We start from the raw sequence: 19,473 nt of genomic DNA, 5'->3' as shown, positions 1-19,473 counted from the left end.
GGGCTAGAAGGGGCCGAAGTGCGCTTCGGCCCGCTCCAGGCCACATTGCTCCGCGAGCAATTGCTCTTCGGGGATGGGCGGCGACGGCTGGAGGCTGGACATGTCGGGTTGGGACTGGGCGGGCCCCGGAGGTAGCGCCAGCGCGTCCTCGACGGGCAACGCCAGCGCCTCGTGCAGCGGCATGCTCGCATGCAGCGCCCGGTAGATTCCCTCCAGGCGTTGGTGGGACAGACGCCACTCGTCCGCGTTGATCACCGTGGCGCCGTGGAGCACGTCCAGGACGATGCGCTGGATGAAGGCGGACCGCTCCAGGTTGTCGTCCACCAGCGGACGCGAGGGCGCTGGCAGCAGCGAGGCCAGGAACACCGCCTCGAAGACGGTGAGCTGCGTCGGGGGCTTGCCCCAGTAGTGCTGGCTGGCCTGCGCGAGGCCCCAGACCCTGGGGCCCCACTCGGCGACGTTGATGTAGAGCTCGAGGATGCGGCGCTTGCCCAGCGTCTCTTCCAACCGCTCGGCGATGACGGCCTCGCGCAGCTTGCGTGACAGCGTCTGTTCGGGGCCCAGGTAGAGGTTGCGCGCCAGTTGCTGGGACAGCGTGCTGCTGCCAATGGTCCTTCCCTGGAGCTGGCTGACCAGCGCGGAGAGCATCAGGCCGTAGTTGAAGCCATGGTGCCGGAAGAAGATGGGATCCTCCGCCATCACCACCGCGCAGAGGACGCGGGGGGACAGATCGTTCAGGTCCACCCACTCCAATGCGTGCTCCGCGTCCAGCCGCTCTTCGAGCACGGCCTGTTGCATGTAGCTCGTGCGCCGCGGTGCCTCTTCCGCGAGACGTGCGACCTGCGCGGTGGAGGGAGCCTGGACCGCGGCCACCGCGAAAGACGCGCCCGCCACGCCCAGGCCGCCCAGGCCCAGGACGAGCGCGGTCCGCCCCCACCACGTCGTCCATCGCGGTCGAGCCGTCACGCCCGGACCAGGTGTTGTTCGAGGGACCCGGCCAGCGCCTGCTCCTGTTCTGCGGCCTGGAAGCACGACTGCATCCGCTCCAGGGCGCCGCGGTACGCGGGCCTGCCGATGAGCTCCTCGAGCTGCTGGAGGAGGAGGTCCGGAGTCAGCGTGTCGATGCTGGCGCGTACGCCCAGCCCGTGGTGAGCGACCCGCGCGGCCACGCCGGGTTGGTCCCATTGGACCGGCAGCACCAGCATGGGCACGCCGAAGTAGATGCATTCCTTGATGCTGTTGAAGCCGCCGTGGGTCACCATCGCTGTCGCGCGTCGGAGCATCCGCAGCTGCGGCACGTGCTTCACGGACACGAGGTTGGCTGGCGTTCCTCCCTGGGGCTCCTCCATCCACTGGTTGGTGGCGACCACGAACTGCCAGCCCGGGCGCTGGCGGGCCGCCTGGGCGACGGAGTGGTGGAAGCGGCGGGCCTGATCCGCCTGGTTGACCATCGTCCCCAGTGAGCACACCACCAGTGGGCGGTCCTCTTCGAGGCGCTCCCAGGGGAAGTCCGGCTCCTTGCGCTCCAGGTCGATGCAGGGCCCCGTATGGTGCAGGCCGGTCGAGCGCTTCGCGCCGCGGAACTCCACGAACTCCCGCGGGCAGGGCACGAGCAAGGGCTCATGCGCGCCTGTGACGCGGCCACCGAAGTCCAGGCTCGACACCGGGTAGCCATGCTTGCGCGCGAGCGCGCGCCGGAACTTCATCGCGTCCGGCTCCAGGCCCACCCAACTGCCCAGCGCGCCCAGCTTCGCGTCGAGCAGGATGCGTCCCCAGTCCATGGTGTTCCGGACGAGCGTGGGGAGGCCCTCGTCGGGGATGAGCCCCGAAGTGGTCGGGGGCGTCCGAGGCTCCCAGCGCAGGGGGATGCTCGTGCTCAGCGTCACCGTCGGGACCCGGTGACCATGGAGGACGAGGAACGGCTCCGGCAACAGGATGTCGACGACTCCCAGGTCCGGGCGTGTCCGCGCGACGATCGCGTCGAACTCGCCCTGGAGCAGCGCCTCCAGCATCTGTGTCTGCCGGCGGGCCATGTCGCGCAGGAACACCAGCTTGGACAGGCCGCTCAGCGTGCCGAGCTGCGCCTTGCTCCGGGCCTGGAAGCCCTTCGGGTAGAGGGACTCGAAGAGGCACTCGAAGTCAAAGCCCTCGGCGCGGATGAAGTCCTCCGTGTCACGGAGGCTGCAGTAGATGATGCGGTGTCCTCGCTTCTGGAGCGCGCGGGCCAGCTTGAACGTGGGATTGACGTGCCCGCGTTCGGGCAGGGGGACGAAGAGGATGGTGGACATTCAGGCACCGGGAAGAAGGGGCGATTGGCGCGGGTCGGAGTCGCGCAGCAGGGACGGCTCCAGGAAGGTGGCGTCCGGCGGGTACCAGGCCCACGCGCCCAGGGTGGAGCGCGGGGGACGCGCGGACTCCGGAGGCGTGAGCGACAGCACGCCCTTGTCGAAGAGCGCCTCCAGTGGCGTCAGCCGGGTGTCCGCGCGGAGGACGTCGCCCGCGGACTTGCCCAGCACCTGTGGCAGCAACGCCTGTTCCTCCTCGCCCAGCTGATCATCGCGGTAGTCGGAGCGGAAGCGCCCGCTGGGCGCGTCGAGCTTGCGCACGGTGGGGCTCAGCCTCACCACCAGGTCCTCGAACGCGCAGCCCGGCCGCGCCGCGTCCGACTCCAGCCGGGCGAGGCCCGCGCGGAAGCCGGACGAGAAGGCGGCGCGGGTGAAGGTGCGGCGGATGAGCGCCGCGCCTCGCTGGCAGGCCTCCCGTACGGGCGCTGGCGCGAGCACGTCCTGGAAGATGCGGGCCGCGATTGAGGCGTAGGCGTCCGGGGCGCCGGCGGCCATCGCCTCGGTCTCGTGGACGTGGATGCCATGGCGCGGCGGGAGCGCGTGGCGGTTGTTGCCCGCCCCGTTGGTGTAGACGGGACAGCCGTTGAGCACGGACTCCAGCACGTACATCCCGAACGGCTCCGGGGTGACGTTGTACGAGAGCCCGAAGCGCGCCTCGCGAAAGAGCCGGAAGAGCGCGGGCTGGCTCAGGTGTGGGACGGGCAGCAGCAGATCCTCCAGCGTCGTGTCCGCGGCCTGGAGTGCCTGCGCGAGCGCGTGGGCCGGGAAGGGGAAGCCGAAGCGGATCACGTGTTGCAGCAGCGCGAAGTCCTGTGCGGCCACCACCAGCCGCACGGGGGGACGGCCGTGCTCGCGGGCATGCGTGCGCAGACCCAGGAGGATGGCGCAGACCGCCGGCCAGTCCGCCTTGCCGGGCTGGATGGCGTGGCCCAGCACCTCGCCACGCTCCAGTGCCTCCTGCACGGCCCGGGGCAGCTCGACGCCCTGAAGGCGGCTCTCGCCATCGGGCGCCTCCAGGCACGGCAGGAACGGCACGAGCGTTCCCACGTTCGCGGCCCCGCGCGGATCCAGACACCGCCGCCCGGACCAGTCGGGGGTCAGCAGCAGCGACGTGAGGGTGTCGTGCATGTACGGCGACAGCGCCCCGTACAGGTCGATGAGCGGGTTGCCCAGCCACGTCGTCGGATGGCCGTGGAGGCCGTGAAACAACACGAGCGTCCGCCGTGCCAGCTCACGGCTGGGCGCGCGGATGCCCAGGCCCAGGTCGCAGTAGATGGCCAGGTCGGCGGCGGGCCGGGAATGCAGGGCGAGCACCCGCCGCGCGTTGGCCACCGGGATGCCGGAGTCACCCGCGTTGGGATGGAGGTGGTTGAAGCGCTCCACTTCGTGGCCGAGCGCTCGCAGCTCCTCCTCCACCCAGGCGTTGATCGCGCCCGAGGCGTTCTGGAACGGCTCCGCCTCCAAGTACAGCCGGGTCCTCATGCTCATGCGACCTCCCGTGGCTTCGAGTCCGAAGGGGGCCGTGACAGCGACGCCAGCGGCCGGTCTGGTTCCTCCACCACCTCCATCAACAGCGCCTGGAATGCGTCCGCCATCCGCGCGACCGTCGCCGCGTCGAAGAGCTCGGTCCGGTACTCCAGGTGGCCCGTGAGTCCTTCCGGGCCAGCCTTCAGCAGCAGTTGCAGGTCGTTGAGCAGCAAGCCCAGGTCGGCCTCCAGTGGCTGGATCTCCAACCCGGCCAGGGTGACCGTGGGCGCGGCGGAGGCGTGGAAGACGTAGCCGAGCGGGCTCAGCGGACGGCGATCCACGGCGCCCGGACGCAGCAGTGACACCAACTCGGCGTGGGGCAGGTCCTGGTGCTCGGAGGACTCCAGGTAGCTGGCGCGCACGCGCCGCAGGACCTCGCGGAACGAGGGGTTGCCGGACAGGTCCGTGCGCAGCAGCAGGTAGCTGGCGAACATGCCTACCAGGGGCTCCAGCTCCGGGCGTGGGCGGTTGGCGTGAACGATGCCCACCACCGTGTCGTCGCACTGGACCGTCCTCGCGAGGAAGGTCTTGAAGGCCGCCAGCCCCAGGAGGAAGGGAGTGACGCTCTCGCGCCGGGCCAGCGAGTGGAACCGTGCGGACAGCGCGGGCGCGAGCGTGAAGCCGTGGCTGCCCTTGTGGAAGGTGCCGGTTTCGGGACGCGGACGATCCAGTGGCAGCGATGGCGGTAGTGGCTTCTCCAGCCGGCGGCTCCACCAGCCTCGGTGGTGATCCAGCACGTCACCGCGCAGCCACTCGCGCTGCCAGCGCGTGTAGTCGCGGTAGCTCACGGGCAGCTCAGGCAGTGGCGAGGGCTGTTCGTCCCGGAACGAGGGATAGAGCGCCGTCAGCTCGCGCAGCATCACTTCGCCGGACACCTGGTCGGTGAGGGCGTGGTGGACGGCGAGCATGAGGACGTGGCGGTCGTCCGCGACGCGGAAGAGGCGCGTGCGCATCAGCGGCCCCTGCTCCATGTTGAATGGGCGCCAGCCTTCTTCCTTCAGCCGCGCCATCAGCGCCTGCTCACGCATGTCCGAGGGCAGGGGGCGGAGGTCCTCCACGGGGAGCCCCCACTTCGCAGGAGGGGCCACGCGCTGCACGGCCTGGCCGTCCACGGTAGGGAAGGTGGTGCGCAGCGGTTCATGGCGGCGCACCAGCTCTTCAATGGACTGCCGCAGGGCCTCCACATCCAGGGGACCTTCCAGGCGGAGGGGGGTGAGCACCTGGTTGTAGACGCTCGCCGCGCCCATGCGCTCGGGAGACCAGTAGGCGGCCTGCGCGTGGGAGAGGGGGACTTCGCCCTCCTCCGACGACGGCGTGATGGGAGGCGGCTTCGCGAGTGAGCCGCTGTGCGGCGCTCGGAGCCGATCCGCGAGACGGGCCACGGTGGGGCGGTCGAACAGTTCCTGCAGCGACACGTCCACGTCGAACACGGCGCGCAGGCGCGCGACCAGCTGCGTGGCCAGTAGCGAGTGGCCGCCCAGGTCGAAGAAGTCGTCGTGGATGCCCACGCGCTCCATTCCCAGGAGCTCCGCCCACAGCGTCGCGAGCAGTTCTTCCACCGTGTCGCGCGGAGCGACCTGGAGTGCTGCCCGTGCGGGCGGAGTGCCCGGGGCCGGCAGTGCGCGCGTGTCCACCTTGCCGCTGGCGGTGAGGGGCAGCGCGTCCAGGAACACGAACGCCGCCGGCACCATGTACTCCGGCACGCGCGCCTTGAGCAGCGAGCGCAGCGGGGCCTCGTCAGGGGCTTCGTCGCGCGAGACGACGTAGGAGACGAGGCGGAGGGAGGAGGGAGAGTCCTCGCGAAGGAGGGTGAAGGCGTCGAGGAGGGAGGGGTGGTCGCGGAGGACGGCGGAGACTTCGGAGGGTTCGATGCGGAAGCCGCGCAGCTTCAGCTGGGAGTCGATGCGGCCGAGGAACTCGATGCGGCCGGAGGGCAGCCAGCGGACGCGGTCGCCGGTGCGGTAGAGGCGGTCACCGGGAAGGTGGGAGAACGGATGGGGGATGAAGTTCTCCGCGGTGAGCGAGGGGTGGTGGAGGTAGCCGCGAGCGAGGCCCGGGCCGGAGACGAAGAGCTCACCAGGGAGGCCGACGGGGACCGGCCGCAGGAGGGAGTCGAGGACGAAGAGGCGGACGTTAGGGAAGGGGACGCCGATGGTGGGGTGGGAGGGCAGCAGCCGCGACTCGATGGAGGCGCAGACGGTGACTTCGGTGGGGCCGTAGGCGTTGAGCAGCAGGCGGAGGGGGTGGGCCCAGCGAGAGGCGACGGAGGGCGGGAGGGCCTCACCTGCGGAGATGACGGTGCGAAGGGAGTCGAGGCCCGAGGGGTCGAGCTGAGCGAGGACGGAGGGAGTGAGGGTGACGGCGGAGATGGAGCGGGAGCGAAGCAGGGAGTGGAGAGGAGGCCCCGGGAGGAGGAGCTCGCGCGGAGCGAGGTGGAGGCAGGCGCCCGCGAGGAGGGAGGAGAAGACTTCGCAGACGCAGGCATCGAAGCCGATGGAGGCGAACTGGAGGACGTGGGAGGAGGAGTCGAAGCGGTGCTCGCGAACGGCGGCGAGGGCGGTGTTGGCGAGGCCGCGATGGGTGAGGAGGGTGCCCTTGGGCCTGCCGGTGGAGCCGGAGGTGTAGATGACGTAGGCGAGGGAGTCAGGCAGCGCGCGAGGGGGAGGCGGCTGGGTGGAGCGCGAGGCCACCTGATTCCAATCCGAGTCCACGCACACCAGCACCCCGCCGTGCGCAGGCAACTCCTCCGCCAGATGCTCCTGGGTGAGGACCACCGGGGCACCGGAGTCGGCGAGCATGAAGGCGAGGCGGTCCGATGGGAGGCTCGGATCCAGGGGGACCCACGCGCCGCCGGCCTTGAGGACGGCGAGCATGGAGACGACGAGGTCGAAGGAGTGCTCGAGGCAGAGCGCGACGCGGGTCTCGGGGCCGACGCCGAAGGAGCGCAGGTACCAGGCGAGCTGATTGGCGCGGGCGTCGAGCTGCTGGAAGCAGAGCGTGTCGTCGCCAGCGGCGAGCGCGGGAGCATCCGGAGTGCGGGCCGCCTGGGCCTCGAAGAGCTGGTGGACGAGCAGGTCCCGGGGGAAGGCCACATCGCTGGCGTTCCACTCCACCAGCACCTGGCGCCGTGCCTCTTCCGTGAACAGCGATAGCGCGCCCAGCCGCTGCGTGGGTGAGGCGAGCACCGCCTCCAGCGCGGTGCTCCAGTGGGCCAGGAGCTGATCAATGGCCTCCGCGCTGAATCGCGCCGGGTCATACCCCAGCCGCAGGAGCAGCCGGCGGTCGGGGATGACCATCGCCGCGAGCGGGTAGTTGATGCGCTCCAGGAAGCTCACGTCGCGGATCGCCAGGGCGCTGCCTCGCTCGATGACGGACGTGTCCACCGGGTAGTTCTCGAAGACGAGGAAGCTGTCGAAGAGGGACGAGCCGCGCGACAGCTCGCTCCAGGCCTGCACCTTCACCAGCGGGCTGTGCTCGTGCTGACGCATCTCCGCCTGCCATGCCTGAAGGTCCTTCAGCCACTGCAACACCGGCACGTCCGGATCCAGCCTTACGCGCACCGGCAGGGCGTTGATGAAGAGACCCACCATGGACTCCACGTCCGGCAGCTCCGGTGGACGGCCGGAGACGGTGGTGCCGAACACGGCGTCGGACCTCCCCGCGCAGCGGCCGAGCACCAGTCCCCACGTCGCCTGCACCAGTGTGTTGAGCGTGAGCTGGTGGTCGCGGGCGAACGCCTGGAGCTCCAGGGTGCGCTCCGCGCTCAGGTGGAGCTCCCGCTCTCCGGGAGGGAGGGACGCCGAGCCGGCACTCACGGGCCGGGCGAGGGGGAGCGGTGTTGGCTCGGTGAAGCCTCGCAGCGACTTGCGCCAGAAGGCCTCCGCGCTTGCGTCGTCCCGGCGCTGAAGCCAGGCCACATAGTCGCGGAATGGCGGCTGGGCCCGCTCCGGAAGAGGCTCGCCGCGCAGCAGCGCCTGGTAGGTGGTGAAGAGCTCCTGGAACAGCAGGCCCAGGCTCCAACCGTCCAGCAGCACGTGGTGGTACGTCCACACCATGCGCGTGACGTCCTCCTCCAAGCGCAGGAGCGTCAGCCTCATCAGCGGAGGCCGGGAGAGGTCGAAGCCCTCGGCGCGATCACGGGCCAGGAAGTCCTCCAGCCGGGTCCGCTGCTCCGCGGGGGATACACCTCGCCAGTCCAATTCGAGCCACGGGAGCGTCGCGCGGGCGCTCACCACCTGGAGCGGCTGGGCCAGCTCCTCCCACGAGAGCGCGGTGCGCAGCAGCGGCTGGCGCTCGACCAGCCGGTCCATGGCGCGGTGGAAGGCGTCTCGGTCCAGCGGCGCGTGGAAGGTCCAGGTGAGCTGCTCCAGGTACATGCCCACCTGGGGCTCGAACAGCGTATGGAAGTGCATGCCCTGCTGCATGGGCGACAGGGGGTAGATGTCCCGCGCGAGCGGCGCCGTCTGGAGGATGCGTTCCAGGGCGCCAGGGGTGAGGCCGGCCAGCGGGAAGTCGGCGGGGGTGCGTCGCTCCGCATCCGTGCCGGAGCGGCCGGCGATGATCCTCCGCAGGGCGTCGCCCCAGGCGGTGGCGAGCGCCTGGATGGTGGCGTGGGAGTGGAGGGCCTCGCTGTAGCTGACGAAGAGGTCCATCCTGCCGGAGAGCACGTAGCCGCCCGCTTCCAGCGCGTGGGGCCGGCGCTCCGACTCGCCGATGGAGGGGCCCGCGGACTCACGCACCAGCGCGAAGGGGGCTTCACTGCGAGCCTCCATGTCGAACTGGCCCAGGTAGTTGAAGCTGACTTCCGCGGCGGGCAGGGCGCGCAGTCTCTTCGCCGCTTCGTCCTCGCGCAGGTAGCGCAACAGGCCGTAGCCCAGACCGCGCCCTGGCACCTTCGCCAGCGCCTCGCGCACCGCGCGCACCGCGTCTCCCGGGCTGGCCTCCGCGGAGACCTCCAGCAGCGCCGGGTACAGCGCCGTGAACCAGCCCACCGTGCGCGACAGGTCCACGTCGTCGAAGAGGTCCTCGCGGCCGTGGCCCTCCAGGTCCACCAACTGGCGCGGCTGGCCCGTCCAGGCGGCCAACGCCTGCATCAGCGCCGCGAGCAGCACGTCATCGATGCGTGCCCGGTACGCGGCCGGCACGTCCTGCAACAGCAAGCGGGTCTCCTCCGCGCTCAGTGACACCGTCACGCCCCGTGCCGACGCGAAGGTGTCGTCACGGTCGGCGCCGTCGCGGGGCAGCGGACGCACTCGCGCTCGGGATGCGTCGAGCCAGAAGGGCAGCTCCGCCGTCACCGCCGGCGAATGGGCGTGCGCCACCAGCCGCTCCGCCCACGCCTTGAAGGACGTGCTCTTGGGAGGCAGCGACACCTCGCGCCCTTCTTGGAGCTGCCGGTACACCGTGGTCAGGTCCTCCAGCAGCGTGCGCCAGGAGACGCCGTCCACCGCCAGATGGTGGATGACGAGCAACAGGCGTCCGGCCTTCACGTCCGACGGATCCACCAGCGCTGCCGCCACCAGCGGGCCGTCCTCCAGCGACAGGCCGCGCTGCAACTCCCCGGCGACCTGCTCCATGCGCGTCGTGTCCACCCGCCGCACCCACACTCCGCCGGAGCCCGGCGCGGCGCACGTCTGCCGCCAGCCCTCCGCCGTCCGGGTAAGGCGCAGTCGCAGCGCGTCGTGGTGCGAAAGCAGGTGGCCCAGCGCCGCTTCCAAGAGCGGTCCTTCCATCTGTTCGCGCAGCTCCAGCACCATGGCCTGATTGTTGTGGTGCGGTGCCCTCAGCTCCCGCTCCAAGAACCAGCGCTGGATGGGCGTGAGCGGCACCGGGCCCACCACCGGCCCCTGCTCGCCCGTGGGCACGTCCGCCGGCACCACCAACGGCGCGAGCTCCGCGATCGTCGGGTGCTGGAAGAGCTGCCGGGGCGTGAGGCGCAGACCCACGCGGTGCGCGCGGGCGATGATCTGCAGGCTGACGATGGAGTCTCCGCCCAGCGCGAAGAAGTTGTCGTGCAGGCCCACCTTCTCCCGCCGCAACACCTTCGCCCAGATTTCCGCCAGCCGCTGCTCCACCTCCGTCCGGGGCGCCACGAAGGGTGTCCCCGCCGAGCGCTCCAGCTCTGGCGCGGGCAGCGCGCGGCGGTCCACCTTGCCGTTGGACGTGAGCGGCAACGACTCCAGCGTGACGAGCGCCGCGGGCACCATGTAGTCCGGCAGCCGCTGCTGGAGGTGCTGCCTGAGCGCCTCCATGTCGGGCGTCTGGCCTGCAGCCGGCGTCACATAGCCCACCAGCCGCTTGCCGCCGGGTGCGTCCTCGCGCGCCACGACCACTGCTTCGCGTACGGAGGGGTGCCGGGCCAGCGCGGTTTCAATCTCGCCCAGCTCGATGCGGAAGCCTCGGATCTTCACCTGCAGGTCCGTGCGGCCCAGGTACTCCAGTTGCCCGTCGGCGCGCATGCGCGCCAGGTCCCCCGTTTTGTAGAGGCGCTCGCCGGGGCGCGTGGCGAAGGGGTGCGGCACGAAGCGCTCCGCCGTCAGCTCCGGACGGTGGAGATATCCACGGGCCAGGCCGGGGCCTCCCACATACAGCTCGCCCGGGATGCCCACGGGCTGGGGCTGAAGACGCGCGTCCAGGACGAAGGTCTGCAGGTCCGGGATGGGCACGCCCACGATGCTTCCCGAGCCCCCTTGCGCGTCCTCCGTGCGCAGCACCCGGTAGGTGACGTGCACCGTCGTCTCGGTGATGCCGTACATGTTGATCAGCTGGGGCCGTGCGTCCCCATGCCTCGCGAACCAGGGGCGCAGGCTGGCGAACTCCAGGGCCTCGCCGCCGAAGATCACGTAGCGCAGGGACAGCGCGCCGGGCTCGTCCGAGGTCGCGTCCGCGTGGAGCAGCTGCCGGAACGCGGAGGGCGTCTGGTTGAGCACCGTCACCCGTTCGCGGCGCAGCAGCGACAGGAAGCTCTCCGGCGAGCGGCTCACCCAGTAGGGCACCACCACCACGCGTCCGCCGTACAGCAGCGCGCCCCACAACTCCCAGACGGAGAAGTCGAACGCGTATGAGTGGAAGAACGTCCACACGTCCCGCGCGTCGAAGCCGTACCAGGCCTCCGTGGCGGTCATCAGCCGTACCACCTGTTCGTGCGCCAGCTGCACGCCCTTGGGCCGGCCCGTGGAGCCGGAGGTGTAGATGACGTACGCCAGGTGCTCCGGAGCCACGCCCGCGTCGGGGGCGTGGACGGGCTCCGCTTCGAGGCTGCTGTCATCCAGGAGCACCACGTGGGCGCCATGCGCCGGCAGCGCTCCCTGGAGCGAAGTCTGGGTGACGAGCACCGGGACCCGGGTGTCTTCCAGCATGAAGGCCAGCCGCTCCGCCGGGTACGACGGATCCATGGGGACGTAGGCGCCGCCCGCCTTGAGGATGGCGAGCAGACCCACCACCATCTCCAGCGAGCGCTCCACGCACAGCCCGACGAGCGTCTCCGGCCCCACCCCCCGACGGCGCAGGCGCCACGCGACCTGGTTGGCGCGCGCGTCCAGCTGCCGGTAGGTGAGGTGCTGCTCACCCCAGGTGGCGGCGAGGGCGTCCGGCGTGCGGGCCACCTGCGCCTCGAAGCGCTGGTGCAGGGTGGGGCCGTGCGCGAAGCCCTCGCGCGGGGTGTTCCACTCCACCAGGTGCTGGTGGCGCTCGGCCTCGGTGAGCAGCGTCAGCTCCGCCACGCGCCGCTCCGGGTGGACGGTGACGTCGCGCAGCAGCACCTCCAGGTGTCCCAGCAGCCGCGCCGCGGTGGCTGGATCAAAGAGGTCGGCGTTGTGCTCCAGCGCCAGCTCCTGTCCCTGCTCGCCGTCGGTGACGTAGAGGGTGAGGTCGAACTTGGCGGTGCGCCCCTCCACCGCCAGCGGGCGCAGCGTCAGCCCCGGCAGGGCCCGCTCCAGCTCCAGGCCGTGCTGGTGGACGAGCATCACCTGGAAGAGCGGCGTGCGGCTCAGGTCGCGCTCCGGTTGGAGCGCCTCCACCAGCCGCTCGAAGGGCACGTCCTGGTGGGAGAAGGCGCCCAGCACCGCCTCGCGCGCCCGGGCGAGCAGCTCGCGGAACGCAAGCGCCCCGTCGATGCGGGCCCGCAGCACCAGCGTGTTGATGAAGAGGCCGATGAGCCCTTCCAGCTCCGGTCGCCCTCGGCCGGACACGGGCGTGCCCACGGCCAGGTCGCTCTGGCCGGAGTAGCGGTACAGCAGCGCCTGGAGCGCCGCCAGATACGTGGTGAAGGGCGTGACGCCCTCGCGGCGGTGGAAGGTGCGCAGGGCGTCCGACAGGTCGCGCGGCAGCCGGCGCGTGGCCACCGCCCCCCGGGTCGTGGCGAGCGCGGGGCGTGGCCGGTCCGTGGGCAGCTCCAGCGCCCGGGGCATCCCATCGAGCTGCTGGCGCCACCAGCCGAGCTGCGCGTCGAGCACATCGCCCTGGAGCCAGGAGCGCTGCCACACGGCGTAGTCCGCGTACTGCACAGCCAGCGGCGGCAAGGGTGACGGCTCCCCGCGAAGGAAGGCGTCGTGGAGCACGGCCAGCTCGCGCAGGAGCACCTCCATCGACCAGCCATCGGAGACGATGTGGTGCAGCGTCAGGAGCAGCACATGGCGCTGGGGTTCCAGGCGCAGCAGCGCCACGCGCATCACGGGCCCGCGGGCAAGGTCGAAGGGCCGGTGCGCCTCCTCGATGGCGAGCCTGCGCGCCTCCGCTTCGCGCTCCGTCGCGGGCAGCGGCTCCAGGTCCAGCACGGTGAGGGTCGCGGTGGCCTCCGCATGCACGCGCTGTTCACCGCCGTGCTCGCCCTGGAGGAACGTCGTGCGCAGCGGCTCGTGGCGCCGGACGAGCTCCTGGAAGCAACGCTCCAGCAGGCCCACGTCCAGCGTGCCCCCCAGCTCCAGGGCGGCGGGGATGTTGTAGAGCGGGCTTCCGGGCTGCCACTGCTCCAGGAACCACAGGCGCTGCTGGGCGAAGGACAGGGGCAGCACCCCGTCGCGTGGCACGGGGCGAGGGGCCGGCGTGGCGCCTTCGTGGAGAGCCCGCGCGTCCACCAGGACGGCGAGCTTTGCGACCGTGGGCGCGTCGAAGAAGGCGCGCAGGGGCAGCTCCACGCCAAAGGCCTCATGCACGCGCGCCACCAGTCGGGTCGCGAGCAGGGAGTGGCCGCCGAGCGCGAAGAAGTCGTCGTGTGGGCCCACGCGCTCCAGCCGGAGCGCGCGCGCGAAGAGGCTGCACAGCAGCTGCTCGGTGCGGGTCCTGGGCGGTGCGTAGGCGCGCGTCGCGTCCAGCGCGGTCGTGGGCGCGGGCAAGGCCCGGCGCTCCAGCTTGCCGTTGGCGGAGAGCGGCAGCGCGGGCATCACGACGAAGGCCGCGGGCACCATGTATTCGGGCAGGCGCTGCTGGAGGTGTTGGCGCAGCGCGGCCGGGTCGACCTCGTGGTTGGCTCCAGGCACCACGTAGGCCACCAGACGCCGGTCGCCCGGCTCATCCTCACGCGCCACCACCACCGCCTCGCGCACGGTGGCGTGCTGGCCGAGGAAGGCTTCGATTTCGCCCAGCTCGATGCGGAAGCCGCGCAGCTTCACCTGGAAGTCGGCGCGGCCCAGGTACTCGATGGCTCCATCAGGCCGGTAGCGCGCCATGTCGCCCGTCCGGTAGAGGCGCTCGCCGGGCCGTGTGCCTACGGGATCCGGCACGAAGCGCTCGGCGGTGAGCTCCGGCCGGTGGTGATAGCCGCGCGCCAGGCCCAGGCCTCCAATGTAGAGCTCGCCCGGGATGCCCGTGGGCACGGGGCGCAGCGCCGCGTCGAGGATGTGCAGGCGCAGGTTCGTGATGGGCCGGCCGATGGGGACCATGCGTGACGGGTCTCCGCGCTCGCACGTCCAGTGGGTCACGTCGACGGCCGCCTCCGTGGGGCCGTAGAGGTTGAACAGCCGCGCAGGCAGCCGCTCCAGGCAGCGCTGCGCGAGGTCCGCGGGCAGCGCTTCGCCGCTGGAGAAGATGCAGCGCAGGGCGGCGCAGGACTCCAGTCCCGGCTGCTCCAGGAAGAGCTGGAGCATGGACGGCACGAAGTGCAGCGTGGTGATGCGCTCCCTGGCGATGATGCTCGCCAGGTAGGCCGCGTCCTGATGGCCCCCGGGACGCGCCATCACCAGCCGCGCGCCGGTCATCAGCGGCCAGAAGAACTCCCACACGGAGACGTCAAACCCGAACGGCGTCTTCTGCAGGACCGCGTCGCCGGGCGTCAGCGAATAGGCGGACTGCATCCACGCCAGCCGGTTGTGGATCGCGGCGTGGGTGTTGAGCGCGCCCTTGGGCCGGCCGGTGGAGCCCGATGTGTAGATGATGTACGCGGCGCCCTCGGGCGCGACGGCCACGCGAGGCCGCTGCGTGGGCTCGCGCGCGATGGCGTCCCATGCCGAGTCGAGGCACACCACGCGCCCGGAGGTCGCGGGCAGCGCGGGCTTCAGGCGCTCCTGGGTGAGGAGCACCGGGGCTTTGGCGTCCCCCAGCATGAAGGCCAGGCGCTCGGCCGGGTACGAGGGATCCATCGGCACCCAGGCACCGCCTGCCTTGAGGATGGCGAGCAGGCCCACCACCATCTCCAACGAGCGCTCCAGGCACACTGCCACCGGCACCTCGGGGCCCACGCCCAGCGAGCGCAGATGGTGCGCGAGCTGGTTGGCACGGGTGTCCAGCTCCCGGTACGTGAGTCGCTGGTCTTCGAGCGTGACCGCGGGCGCGTCCGGCGCGCGGTCCACCTGTGCCTCCACGAGCTCGTGCAGCCTCGCCTCGGTCTGGGCCGGAGCACTGGTGTCGTTCCACGTCACGAGCAGTGTCTGGCGCTCGGCGGGCGTCAGCAGCGGCAGTTCCGAGAGGAGCGCCTCCGGCCGCGCCACGATGCCGGCGAGCAGCTCCTGTAGGTGGCCGGCCATCCGGGCCACCGTCGCCGTGTCATAGAGGTCGGTGTTGTATTCGAAAGAGAGGCCCAGCCCTTCGGGGTGGTCGGTGAAGGCCAGCGACAGGTCGAAGCGGGCGGTGCGGCCCTCGACCTCCAGCGGGAGCAGGGTGAGGCCCGGCATCGCGCCGGTGAGCTCCAGCCCCTGCTGGTATATGATCATCACCTGGAAGAGCGGCGAGCGGCTGGGGTCGCGCTTCGGCTGGAGCGCTTCCACGAGCTTCTCGAAGGGCACGTCCTGGTGCGCGAGCGCGCCGAGCGTGGACTCGCGCGCCTGGGCGAGCAGCTCCCGGAAGGAGAGCCCCGGCCGTGGCCGCGCGCGCAGGACCACGGTGTTGATGAAGAAGCCAATGAGCCCTTCCAGCCCCTGCTGCTCGCGGCCCTCCACGGGCGTGCCGAGCGCGAAGTCCTCCTGACCAGAGTAGCGGTGCAGCAGCGCCTGGAGCGCCGCCAGCAGCGTCATGAAGGGCGTGACGCCCTCGCGGCGATGGAAGGCGCGCAGGGAGTCGGAGAGGGCGCGCGGAAGCCGGTGCTCGCTCACGGCGCCCCGGTAGCCCTGGTGCGCGGGGCGTGGCCGGTCCGTGGGAAGCTCCAGCGCCTGGGGCATCCCGTCGAGCTGCTGACGCCACCAGCCGAGCCGCACGTCGAGCACGTCGCCCTGGAGCCAGGAGCGCTGCCACATGGCGTAGTCCGCGTACTGCACCGGCAGCGGCGGAAGTGGCGACGGCTGCCCCCGCTGGAAGGCGTCATAGAGCGAGGCCAGCTCGCGGATCAGCACCTGGATGGAACGATCATCCGAGACGATGTGGTGCATCACACCAAGGAGCACGTGCTCCTGCTCCTCCAGCCGCAACAACGTGAGCCGCAGGAGCGGCCCCACTGAGAGATCGAAGGGCCGCTGCGCCTCCGCGTCGGCGCGCCTGCGTGCTTCGGGCATCCGGTCCGTGGCAGGCAGGCTGCTCAGGTCGATGACCGGGATGGGGATGGGCCGTGCCGGGTGGATGACCTGGTGGGGTTCGTCCTCCGTGGAATCGAAGGTGGTGCGCAGGGATTCGTGACGTTGGATCAGGGCATCGAAGGCGGACTGAAGCGCAGGGAGGTGGAGAGGACCGAGGAGGCGGAGCGCGGAGGGGACATTGTAGAAGGCGCTGAGGGGCTGCCAGCGGTCGAGGAACCAGAGGCGCTGCTGGGCGAAGGAGAGAGGGAGAGGAGCGCCGTCGCGGTGGACGGGGCGAAGAGGGGGCGCGGTGGAGGAGAAGGAGGAGTCGCGAAGGGAGTCGAGGCGGTGGGAGAGGAGTGCGGGAGAGGAGGCGTCGAAGAGGGCGCGAAGGGGCAACTCAAGGCCAAGGACTTCGCGCACGTGGGCGACGAGCCGGGTGGCGAGGAGGGAGTGGCCGCCGAGGGCGAAGAAGTCGTCGTGGATGCCGACGCGCGGGATGCGAAGCAGGCGAGCGAAGAGGCCGCAGAGGAGGGCTTCGGTGCGGGTGCGAGGAGGAACGAAGGAGGAGGCGCGCGAGGCGTCGGCTTCGGGAGGAGGGAGGGCCTTGCGGTCCACCTTGCCGTTGGAAGAGAGGGGCAGAGCGTCGAGCAGCACGAAGGCGGAGGGCACCATGTAGTCAGGCAGGTGCGAGGCGAGGGAGGTGCGGACGTCGGAGACGTCGAGAGGAGTACCGGGACGAGGGCAGAGGTAGGCGACGAGGCGAGAGTCGCCAGGAGAGTCGCTGCGGACGAGGACGACGACGTCGCGCACGGCGTGCAGGCGGCGGAGTGAGGCTTCGATTTCACCCAACTCGATGCGGAAGCCGCGCAGCTTCACCTGGAAGTCGATGCGGCCGAGGAAGTCGAGGGAGCCGTCGTGAAGCCAGCGGACACGGTCGCCCGTGCGGTAGAGGCGAGCCCCGGGAGAGGAGGAGAAGGGGTCCGGGATGAAGGACGAGGCGGAGCGAGAGGGGTCGAAGAGGTAGCCGCGGCCGACGCCGGTGCCCGCGACGAAGAGCTCGCCGGGAATGCCGACGGGGCAGGGGCGCAGGAGGGAGTCGAGGACGTAGAGGCGGGTGTTGCAGACGGGGCGGCCAATGGGGACGACGGAGGAGGGGGGAGGTGAGGAGAGGAGGGCGTGGGTGACGTCGTCAGAGCACTCGGTGGGGCCGTAGGCGTTGACGAGGGGAATGGAGGGCCAGGCGAGAAGCCAGCGGCGAGCGGTTTCGGCGGGGAGCGCCTCACCTGTGGGGAGCATGAAACGCAGGTGGGAGAGGGGAGGGCGCGAAGGCTGGTGAGAGTCGGCCTCGTCGAGCAAGGCACTCAGCAGGGAGGGGACGGACTCGACAATGGAGACAGCGTGGGCCTCGAGTGAGTGGAGGAGTGCGGAAGGCGAGTGGGCGATGTCGTCACCCAGCACGAGCGTCTGGCCGCCGACGAGCAGGGCGACGAAGGACTGCCAGACGGAGATGTCGAAGCACTGGGAGGCCGTCTGGGCGACGACGTCCTTGGGGCCGAGTCCGAGGGCGAGCACCTTGGCATGCAGGTGGTTGAGCATGCCGCGCTGCTCGACCATGGCGCCCTTGGGGGTGCCGGTGGAGCCGGAGGTGAAGATGACGTAGGCGAGGTGGGAGGGGGAGGAGCGCGAAGCGAGCCGGGAGGAAGGGACGTCCGAGCGCAGAGAGGCTTCCAGCGAAAGGACGCGAGGGCGGGAGGACTCGGGCAGCAGCGCGAGGGCGGACTCCAGCAGAGGGGTGAGGGCGTCCGCGACGAGGAGGAAGGGGGCGCGGCTGAGGGAGAGAATCTGGGCGAGGCGCTGAGGCGGGTGGAGTGGGTCGAGGGGCAGCCAGGCCGCGCCGGCCTTGAGGACGCCAAGGGTGGAAGTGAGGAAGTCGCAGCCGCGAGGGGCCAGCAAGGCGACGAGGGAGTCGGGCTGGAGGCCGGAGGCGACGAGGAGGTGGGCGAGGCGGTTGGAGCGGGCGTCGAGGGCGCGGTAGGTGAGAGAGGACGAAGCGTCGCGGACGGCGAGCGCGTCGGGAGCGCGGTCTGCCTGGGCCTCGAAGAGGTGGTGGAAGCAGACGTCGAGAGGCACGTCGACGTCGGTGCGATTGAAGTCGAGGAGCACCTGACGCTGCTCGGCCTCGGGCATCAGGGGCAGTGAGGCCAGGGACGACTCGGGGCGAGCGACGACGGCCTCCAGCACGGTGCGCAGGTGCTGGGTGAGCCGCGCGATGGTCGCCTCCTCGAACAGGTCGGTGCTGTACTCCACGTGACCGACGAGCCCGCCTCGCTCCACCTCCACCAGCGACAAGGTGAGGTCGAACATCGACCGGCCCGCGTTGCTCTTGATGGCCTCCAGCGCCAGGCCTCCCAATCGGGGCCTGCCCTGCGGCTTCTGTAGGATGAGCATCACCTGGAACAGCGGCGTGTAGCTCAGGCTCCGCCGGGGCTGTAGTTCCTCCACCAGCTTCTCGAAGGGAACGTCCTGATGGTCGAACGCGCCCGTCGCCGCCTCACGCACCCGGCCCAGCAGCTCGACGAACGTGGGATCCCCGGACAGGTCCGTGCGCAGCACCAGCGTGTTGAGGAAGAAACCGATGAGCCCTTCCACCTCGGCCTGGTTCCGGCCTGCGCTGGGGGTGCCCACGCAGATCTCGTCCTGCCCCGAGTACCGGTGCAGCACGGTCTGGAAGGCCGCGAGCAGCACCATGTAGAGCGTGGCGCCGCTACGCCGGCCCAGCACCTTGAGTTGTTCCACCAGCGAGGCGGGCAGGTCCACGAACAGCTCCGCCCCCTGGAATGTCTGCACCGCCGGACGCGGCCAGTCCGTGGGCAGCTCCAGCACCTGCGGCGCGCCGCTCAACCGCTTCTTCCAGTAGTCCAGTTGACGCCGCAGCGCCTCGCCCTCGCGTCCCTGCTGCTGCTGGCGCGCGAAGTCCGCGTACTGCCACGGCAGCGCCGGGAGCGCGGGCGCGGTGCCCGCGAAGAAGGCCTCGTAGAAGAGGCCCACCTCGCGGATCAGCACCTCAATGGACCAGCCGTCGGAGACGATGTGGTGCATCGTCAGGAGCAGGACGTGCTCCTCCTGCGACAGCCGCAGCAGCCGGGTGCGCACCAGCGGTCCGCGCGTCAGGTCGAACGGCCTCCGCGCCTCCTCCGCCATCCGCTGGCGCGTCTCGGACTCTCGCTGCTCCGGTGGCAGGCCCCCCAGGTCCTCCGGCACCAGCGCGAGCGTCAGCGATGGCTCCGCCACCTGCATGGGCTGGCCATCCTGTTCCATGAAGCGCGTGCGCAGCGACTCGTGGCGCTCCACGAGCGCGTTGAAGGCGCGCTCCAGGGCGGTCACGTCCAGCGGCCCGCGCAGACGGAACGCGGCCGGAAGGTTGAACAGCGTCGTCCCGGGCTCCAGTTGATCCAGGAACCAAAGCCGCTGCTGGGCGAAGGACAACGGCGACGGCTCTGACGCCGCGCGCGCGGGCCGCGGGGCCGGTGCGAGGTCGTTCTTCGGCGTGCCGGAGGCCTGCTGCCGTTCAGCCATCTTGCGCAACAGTTGCTCGCGCTTGTCGGGAGGAAGGTGGGCAATCCGGTTGCGAATGTCGCTCATGGGCTCGGTCGGGGCGGAAGGTGGGGCGAAGAGGGGAG

Annotated in this window: 4 protein-coding genes; all 4 read right to left on the bottom strand. The window is 70.9% G+C overall.

Features of this window, described 5'->3' with window-relative positions; all coding sequences use genetic code 11:
• Window positions 1-3: 3 nt before the first annotated feature.
• From KYK13_RS22815 to KYK13_RS22800, 4 genes are read right to left on the bottom strand one after another with little or no spacing between them, the layout of a single operon-like run.
• Window positions 4-966 carry a biosynthetic peptidoglycan transglycosylase gene (locus KYK13_RS22815; RefSeq protein ID WP_223633137.1) on the bottom strand — a complete coding sequence of 321 codons (963 nt, stop codon included), beginning with the start codon at window positions 964-966 and terminating at the stop codon, window positions 4-6.
• Entirely contained in the window at window positions 963-2,288 is a 1,326-nt protein-coding gene (locus KYK13_RS22810; RefSeq protein ID WP_223633135.1) for a glycosyltransferase, read from the bottom strand. Before KYK13_RS22810 ends, KYK13_RS22815 begins: the two co-directional genes overlap by 4 nt.
• Window positions 2,289-3,833: a hypothetical protein gene (locus KYK13_RS22805; protein WP_223633132.1), complete on the bottom strand. Its 1,545-nt coding sequence runs from the start codon at window positions 3,831-3,833 to the stop codon at window positions 2,289-2,291.
• On the bottom strand, window positions 3,830-19,435 hold the full coding sequence (locus KYK13_RS22800; RefSeq protein ID WP_223633129.1) for a non-ribosomal peptide synthase/polyketide synthase: 15,606 nt from the start codon (window positions 19,433-19,435) through the stop codon (window positions 3,830-3,832). The genes KYK13_RS22805 and KYK13_RS22800 overlap by 4 nt, the downstream gene beginning before the upstream one ends.
• Window positions 19,436-19,473 lie beyond the last annotated feature (38 nt).

The sequence above is a fragment of the Corallococcus sp. EGB genome (genome assembly GCF_019968905.1).
Taxonomy (GTDB): Bacteria; Myxococcota; Myxococcia; order Myxococcales; family Myxococcaceae; genus Corallococcus.
Note: the sequence above shows the minus strand (reverse complement) of the source record. Positions and strands in the feature narration are given on the sequence as shown.

Excerpts from the sequence above, each read along its gene's own strand:
- KYK13_RS22800 (WP_223633129.1), bottom strand. The coding sequence starts at position 19,435 with ATGAGCGACATTCGCAACCGGATTGCCCACCTTCCTCCCGACAAGCGC.
- KYK13_RS22810 (WP_223633135.1), bottom strand. The coding sequence starts at position 2,288 with ATGTCCACCATCCTCTTCGTCCCCCTGCCCGAACGCGGGCACGTCAAT.
- KYK13_RS22805 (WP_223633132.1), bottom strand. The coding sequence starts at position 3,833 with ATGAGCATGAGGACCCGGCTGTACTTGGAGGCGGAGCCGTTCCAGAAC.